The organism is Pseudomonas sp. CM27, assembly GCF_013179515.1.
Taxonomy (GTDB): domain Bacteria; phylum Pseudomonadota; class Gammaproteobacteria; order Pseudomonadales; family Pseudomonadaceae; genus Aquipseudomonas.
This window is the reverse complement of the sequence record NZ_JABMCN010000294.1, coordinates 1-6,836: the sequence shown is the minus strand read 5'-3', so window position 1 is coordinate 6,836 and position 6,836 is coordinate 1. Positions and strand designations below refer to the sequence as shown.

Here is a 6,836-nt window from a genome sequence, read left to right as displayed (position 1 = left end):
ATGCCATGGCTGAAAGCCAGGGCGTGATCGAGGGCAGCCAGCTGGAGCTGCGCAACCGCAACTTCTATTTCAACCGCGACTTGCGCAACCACGCCAGCAACGGCCAGGGCAACAACGCTGCGCGCCCCGCCCAAGCTCGCAAGGGCTACCGCGAGGAATGGGCACACGGGGTGATGCTCGGCCTCACCTCAGGCTTCACCCAAGGCATCTTCGGCCTGGGAGTCGATGCCCACACCCAACTCGGCCTGAAGCTCGACAGCGGCCCTGGACGTACGGGTACCCTGCTGTTGCCGGTCAGCCATGACCGTCAGCGCAACGCCGAGGTGTCGGACCACTACACCCACACTGGCGCCGCGCTGAAAGCCCGGGCGCTTGGCAGTGAACTGAAGTGGGGCGAGATGCGTACCTCGACCCCGGTGTTCACTACCGCCGACAGCCGTCTGCTGCCGGAAATGGCCAGCGGTTTCTATCTGCGCAATGCTGCGGTGCCCGACCTGCTGTTAGAAGCGGGCCACTTCACCGCCTATCGTGATTTCACCTCGAGTAACGCCGACGACAGCCTGCGCACCCGCTACTCCGACGTCGAAGTGCGCAGCCTGGATTTTGCCGGTGCAACCTACCAGGTCAACGACACGCTGGGCGTCAAGCTGTTCCACGCCCGCGCCAAGGACAACTGGCTGCAGAACTACCTCAACATCAACCAGGATGTGCCGTTTTCAACAGGCAGTGGACTCAACCTCGACCTGCAGCTGTACCGCACTGACGACACCGGGCGTGCCCTGTCCGGGGCGGTAGCCAACACCAGCTGGAGCCTGGCAGGCGCCTGGCGTCAGGGTGCCCACCGCATCACCCTGGCCTACCAGCAGATCGACGGCGACACCCCTTTCGACTATGTCGGCGGCCTGTCAATCGACCTGGCCAACTCGGTGCAGATTTCCGACTTCAATGCCCCTGGAATGAAGTCCCGCCAGGTACGCTACGACCTCGATCTGGCGGGCTACGGCATCCCTGGCCTGAACTTCATGACCCGCTACATTACTGGCAGCGAGGCCAACGACCAGCACTGGCGTGCGGGCCAGCACTATGCCGGTGGTGCGCTGTCCAGCTATGGGGCGTATGACGGTGCCAAATGGCACGAGCTGAACCTCGAACTGCGCTACGTGGTGCAGCAAGGTCCGATCCGTGACCTTTCCATACGCACGCGCATGGCCAACTACCGTGGCAACCAGCAAGCGCAAGTCGATCTGCCGGATATCAACGAAGTGCGCGTGATCGTCGAATACCCGTTGAAATTCTGACGCGGGCTTATCAGCCTCAGTGCGCCGCCTTCAGGCGAAACTGCCGCCAGTACTCGGCTGGCGGCAGGTGCAGGTACTCCTTGAACAGCCCGGACAACTCGCGCTCGGACGCGCCCACCGCCTTGGCGATATCACCCACACTGCCGGTTTCATACAGACGCTGGCGCCTCAACCCGACAGCATTCACCAGGCGGCGGTCGGCGCATTGCAGCCTCAGGTCCTCATCGTCGTCGAGCGCCTGCATGTGATCGAAACCGCGGTCTGCCATGAGATAGTGCAGGGACAAAGCTCGACAGCGACATCAAGGTTGAACCCGGGGTCGGCGCCGCGGACCCAGGGCCGCAACGTGCGCCCCGGTACTCATGTCGACCTGGTTGGCGGGTTCCGCCCGGACATGCAAGAGGCCGATACCGCGCTGATGGCGCAAGCGCGGGTGTTCGTCGATGACCGCAAATCAGCGGCGGTGGCCGGCGATATCCTGATTGCGCTGGCTGCAGGGGCACTGGCTGAAGACGGCATCGAAGGCGACCTGTTCGATATTTGCCAGCGCGGAGTGGGCCGCCGCGAGCGCGACGAAATCACGGTGTACAGGAACGCGCGTGGTGCGCATCTGGACTTGGTCACGAGCCAATATGTAATGTCCCGGCTTTGAAACCTTCAGCGTCAGTAACGAGCCATCGCTGCTAACGACTATTGCGCAGGTCCCCCTAGAAACCAGCGGTAATACGGGTTGTCGCCATCACTGCGGGCCAGCTCCCTGGCTTCGCGCGCCCAGGCTTCGCGGTTGCCGTTGTAGGCATGCAGGCTCAAGCTGTAGAACCGTTGCAACGTGCGCCATTGGTCACCCACCGCCGCTACGAAGGCCGGGCTGGCATCGAGCAACGGCGGGGCCTGGCGCAACGCCAGCAATGCCGGCAGCACGCGGGTGATTTCGCGCGGGCGCACCCACGCCGAGTACTCGATGCGCGGCTGGTCATCGGTGACCGCTGGCGCCGCACCCGCATAAAGCTCCAGTCCTGTCCTGTCGGTGATCCAGGTGGCCAGCAGGGCCTGTGGCGAAGCGATGCCCACCTCGGCCAGGGCCGCTGCCACCCCAGGCTGGGCAAAGCGCTCGGCAATGCGCGGCACGTTCAACGGCATTGGCTGCAGCGAGCCGACCAGCAGCATCTCGTGGAACTCGGTGGTCCACAGCGATGCATGCGGGAATACGTCGATGAAGCTGCGCACCAGCGACTGGCTGTCCTCATCGTTCTGGGTCGGCAACGGCAACCACTGCGCCACCAGCCCGCCGGGCTCCAGGCGGGCTGCCGCCAAGCGGTAGAAGTCGCGGGAGTACAGGTTGACCACCCCTGCTGCCGACGGCGGTGGCGGCTCCAGCGTTACCAGGTCGTAGCGCTCGGTGCTGCGCAGCAACTCGCGACGGCCATCGCGCAGGCGCACGTCCAGGCGCGGGTCCTCGAGCGCAGCGAAATTGCCCTTGAACAGCGGCGCAGCCTGCAGCACTTCGGGCAGCAGTTCGGCCACCACCGGCCGCTCCAGCCCTGGGTAACGGAGCATGGCGCCAACGGTGATGCCAGTGCCGAAACCGATGACCAGCGCCGAGCGCGGTTGCCGGGTATGGATCAACAGCGGCAACAACGCCTGCAAGCGCATGTAGCGCAGCGACGGCATGGCATCGCCGGTATTCGACACGCCCTGGATATACAGCCGGTTGAAGCTGCGGCCTGGCTGGCCCTGGTTGACCACGGCCACCGTCGCGCCTTTGCCTTCGCGGTAGTAGGTGAGCTGGCCATTGCGCGCGCCCGGCAGCAATTCGGCCAGCCGTGACGGCGGCGCAAGCAGGCCGGTGAGCACGGTTACCACGGCCACACCCAGCACGGCCACCGCGTTGCGCCGGCGCACCGCATTCCCCCGCCATACGGCAAGCAGGCCGATCACTGCCGCAATGGCCGCGAGCACGGCAAGGGTGCGCACCAGGCCGAGCCCGGGCACCAGCACGAAACCGGTCAGCATTACCCCAGCGATGCCACCCAGGGTATTGAGCGCAAGCACCTGGCCGACATCACGGCCCAGGTGGGCATGGTCTACTGCCAGGCGCATGGCCAGCGGGAAGGCCGCGCCCAATAGCGTGGTCGGCAGCAACACCACGCACACGGCAGCGACGGCGAAACGTGCGCACATGCCGGCCAAGGCATTGCCGGTGACCTGCAGCACCAGCAACTCCACCTGGCTTTGCGCGCTGACCAGCCAGCGCCCAAGACCCGCCACCTGCAGCAGCGCGAGCAGGCCGGCACAGGCGATCAGCAGGCCGAACATGCCCCAAGGGTCACGCAGGCGGTCGGCACGCCGAGCGTACAGCGCACTGCCCGCCACCAAACCGCACAGGTAGGTTGCCAGCACCAGCGCAAAGGCATAGGTGCGGGTGCTCATGAACGGTACGATCGACTGGCTCCAGACCACCTCGTAGCCCAGCGCGACACCGCCCGCCAGGCAATACAGGGCCACCGCCAGCCGTGCCTGCGGGCTGCGCACTGCAGCGCCTGGCAGGGGGCGGGCGAGCGCTGGCTGCCCGGCGCAGCGCACCGCCAACGCGCCAAGCGCCGCCATCAGGTTGAGCGCGGCGGCAGCCATGGCGCTACCGGTCACGCCCAAGGCAGGCAACAGCACGAACGCCGCCAGCAGCGTGCCGCAGATGCCGCCTGCCGTGTTGGCGGCATACAGACGCCCACTGGCGTGTGCCAACTGACCCTCGGCGGGCTTGAGTGCGCGCACCAGTACCGGCAATGTCGCGCCCATGAGCGTTGCCGGCAGCCCGACCAGCACGAAGGGCAGGCACCAGGCCAATACCCCGACCTGGTCCTCCAAGCGGGCAAACAACCCGGCGGAACCGGCCATGGCCAGGGTGGTGGCGACACCCAGCAGTGCCACCAGCAATTCCAGCACTGCGTACAGCCTGATCGGCCGCCGCAGGCGATCGGCCAGGCGGCCAAACACCAGCCCGCCCAGCGCCAAGCCGGCAAAGAATGCGCTGATGCCAGTGGTAACGGCATGCACTTCCACGCCCACCACCAGCGACAGTTGCTTGATCCACAACACCTGGTAAACCAGCGCCGCACCGCCTGAAAGGAATAACAGGCCGGCCGGGATCGCCAGGGCCAGCGGCGCCCGCACAGGTGCGCCGCCATCGATACGCGCAGTAGCGGCCAGCGCCGAAGCTTTTACCGATGAAGTCATTGAGGGACCTTGGCAGGTAAACACCTGCCGTTGCGAAAACAAGGCGCCCGCTGGGTAGCGGGCGCCGGTCAGGCAATCACTGCGACTGCGACTTCATCTTCTCTTCGATCTTCTTGTCCACATCGGACTGGATCTGGTCGATGCTGAAGCTGGCAGGCCGTTGGCTCGGTGGGTAGTCCACGAAGGTCTGCAGGAATTTGGCGGCTTTCTGGGTAACCTGGAAGAACAGGTAGTCGTTTTTGGTCAGCCAATCGTAGTACTGGTCCGACACGATATCGGCGCGCTCGAAGGGGTCCATGCGCAGGTTGAACAGTTTGGGGGCGCGCAGGCAGGTGAATGGCTCGCTCCACACCGCAAATCCACCCGGCGCACGCTGCTCGCAATACACCACCTTCCAGTCGTTGTAGCGCATGGCCACAAGCTCACCGTCATCGTTGAAGTAATAGAACTCGTTGCGCGCGCTCTTGTCGGCCTTGCCTGTCAGGTAGTCCAGCTGGTTGTAGCCATCCAGGTGCACCTTGAAGTTCTTGCCTCCCACATCAGCGCCTTTGAGCAAGCGGTCCTTGATGTCGGGATCACCGGCAACCGCCAGCAGCGTCGGGAACCAGTCGAGCCCGGAGAACATTTGCGTGCTCACCGAGTCGGCCTTGATCTTGCCTGGCCAGCGCACCATCGCCGGGACCCGGTAGGCGCCCTCCCAGTTCGAGTTCTTCTCGTTACGGAAGGGCGTGGTCGCTGCGTCTGGCCAGGACCACTGGTTCGGCCCGTTATCGGTGGTGTAGACGACGATGGTATTGTCGGTGATCTTCAGGTCATCAAGGGCCTTGAGCAGCTTGCCGACGTCGCCGTCATGCTCGAGCATGCCGTCGGCATACTCGTTGCCGACCATACCGCTTTGCCCCTTCATTGCCTCGCGAACATGGGTAAACGCATGCATGCGCGTGGTGTTCATCCAGACGAAGAACGGCTTGTCGGCCTTGGCCTGCTTCTCGATGAAGTTGATCGCCGCCTGGGTGGTTTCGTCGTCGATGGTTTCCATGCGCTTGCTGTTCAGCGCGCCGGTGTCTTCGATCTTGCCGTCGGCGCTGGACTTGATCACCCCGCGCGGGGTGGTCGCCTTGGTGAACTCGGTGTCGTCCTTGGGCCAATACGGCCGCTCCGGTTCTTCCTCGGCATTAAGGTGGTAGAGGTTGCCGAAAAACTCGTCGAAACCGTGATTGGTGGGCAGGAATTCATCGCGGTCGCCCAAGTGGTTCTTGCCGAACTGGCCGGTGGCGTAACCTTGGGCCTTGAGGGCTTGGGCAATAGTCACATCCCGCGCCTGCAGGCCCACCGGCACGCCGGGCATGCCGACCTTGGACAGGCCGGTGCGCTTGGCCACCTGCCCGGTGATGAAGGTGGAACGCCCTGCCGTACAGCTGTTTTCAGCGTAATAATCGGTGAACATCATGCCTTCCTTGGCGATGCGGTCGATATTCGGCGTCTGATAGCCGACCACGCCCTTGGCATAGGCACTGATGTTGGTTTGCCCGACGTCGTCGCCGAAGATCACCAATATGTTCGGTTTTTCCGCCGCTGCGGCCATGCCCGCCCCTAAAGCAGCCGAGGTGGCGAGGGCGATGGCCGATAACCATGCGCTTCTGGACTTCATGAGTACGCTCTCCGTTAACGTTACTTGCGAACGTCCACGACTACGTGCACTTACCGAATGCTGACTGATTGTTGTGCGCCTGCGGTACCTGAGGGTGAAGCCGTCTCGAACGGGTAGACGCGGCGCCACTCCTTAGCCATGTCGACGACCGTCCAGCCGTTTGCCAGCGCCGCGTCGAGCGCCTTGTCCAGCCGCCCGATGCTGCTCTGCCGATCATATGCCCACTCCCGGCCGGCGTCGGTGTGGTGCACCAGGCCGGCGAAGCGCCTGCCCGGTCCTGCGGTTGTCCACTGCAACATCTGCAGGTCACCGTCGGAATTGCCGAACGCCAGGATCGGCCTGCGGCCGATCACCGCATCGATACTGACCGGCTTGCCTGGGCCATCATCGTTGTGGGTCACCTTGGGCAGGCGCTGTATCGTCAACTGGCTATCGGCATCGCGAAACTCGGCCGCCAGGGTGGTGCCGATGACCTGCTCGGGGGGAATGCCATAGACCTTCTCGGCGAACGCCCGCATGAAGGCCACTTCACCGCCGGAGACGATGTAGGTACGAAAGCCCCGACTGCGCAGGTAGGCCAGCAGCTCCAGCATGGGCTGAAAGACCATTTCGGTATAAAGCCTGCCCGTGGCGGGGTGCCTGGCGCTGCCCAG

The 6,836-nt window shown here is 64.3% G+C and carries 6 protein-coding genes; 2 read left to right on the top strand and 4 right to left on the bottom strand.

Annotated features, from left to right (window positions below):
* On the top strand, positions 1-1,298 hold a 1,298-nt coding region (locus HP547_RS25870; RefSeq protein WP_172288246.1), incomplete at its 5' end, for an OprD family outer membrane porin.
* A gap of 16 nt (positions 1,299-1,314) precedes the next feature.
* On the opposite strand, the gene HP547_RS25865 is transcribed toward HP547_RS25870, so the two are convergent.
* Positions 1,315-1,566, bottom strand: a complete 252-nt coding sequence (locus tag HP547_RS25865; protein ID WP_172288238.1) for a hypothetical protein — start codon at positions 1,564-1,566, stop codon at positions 1,315-1,317.
* Here HP547_RS25865 and HP547_RS25860 point away from each other — a divergent pair.
* Positions 1,543-1,950, top strand: a complete 408-nt coding sequence (locus HP547_RS25860) for a hypothetical protein (protein WP_172288244.1) — start codon at positions 1,543-1,545, stop codon at positions 1,948-1,950. The genes HP547_RS25865 and HP547_RS25860 overlap by 24 nt on opposite strands.
* Positions 1,951-1,988: 38 nt before the next feature.
* Here the strand turns inward: HP547_RS25860 and HP547_RS25855 are convergent, their stop codons facing one another.
* The 3 genes from HP547_RS25855 to HP547_RS25845 form a co-directional block, all read right to left on the bottom strand.
* Complete coding sequence (locus HP547_RS25855) at positions 1,989-4,532, bottom strand: fused MFS/spermidine synthase (RefSeq protein ID WP_172222148.1); 2,544 nt, start codon at positions 4,530-4,532, stop codon at positions 1,989-1,991.
* 76 nt (positions 4,533-4,608) lie between these two features.
* The gene (locus tag HP547_RS25850; RefSeq protein WP_172288242.1) at positions 4,609-6,183 is read right to left on the bottom strand and encodes an arylsulfatase; all 1,575 of its coding nucleotides are present in this window, start codon (positions 6,181-6,183) and stop codon (positions 4,609-4,611) included.
* A gap of 50 nt (positions 6,184-6,233) precedes the next feature.
* A partial coding sequence (locus HP547_RS25845) for an HAD family phosphatase (RefSeq protein WP_172288240.1) occupies positions 6,234-6,836 on the bottom strand: 603 nt, incomplete at its 5' end.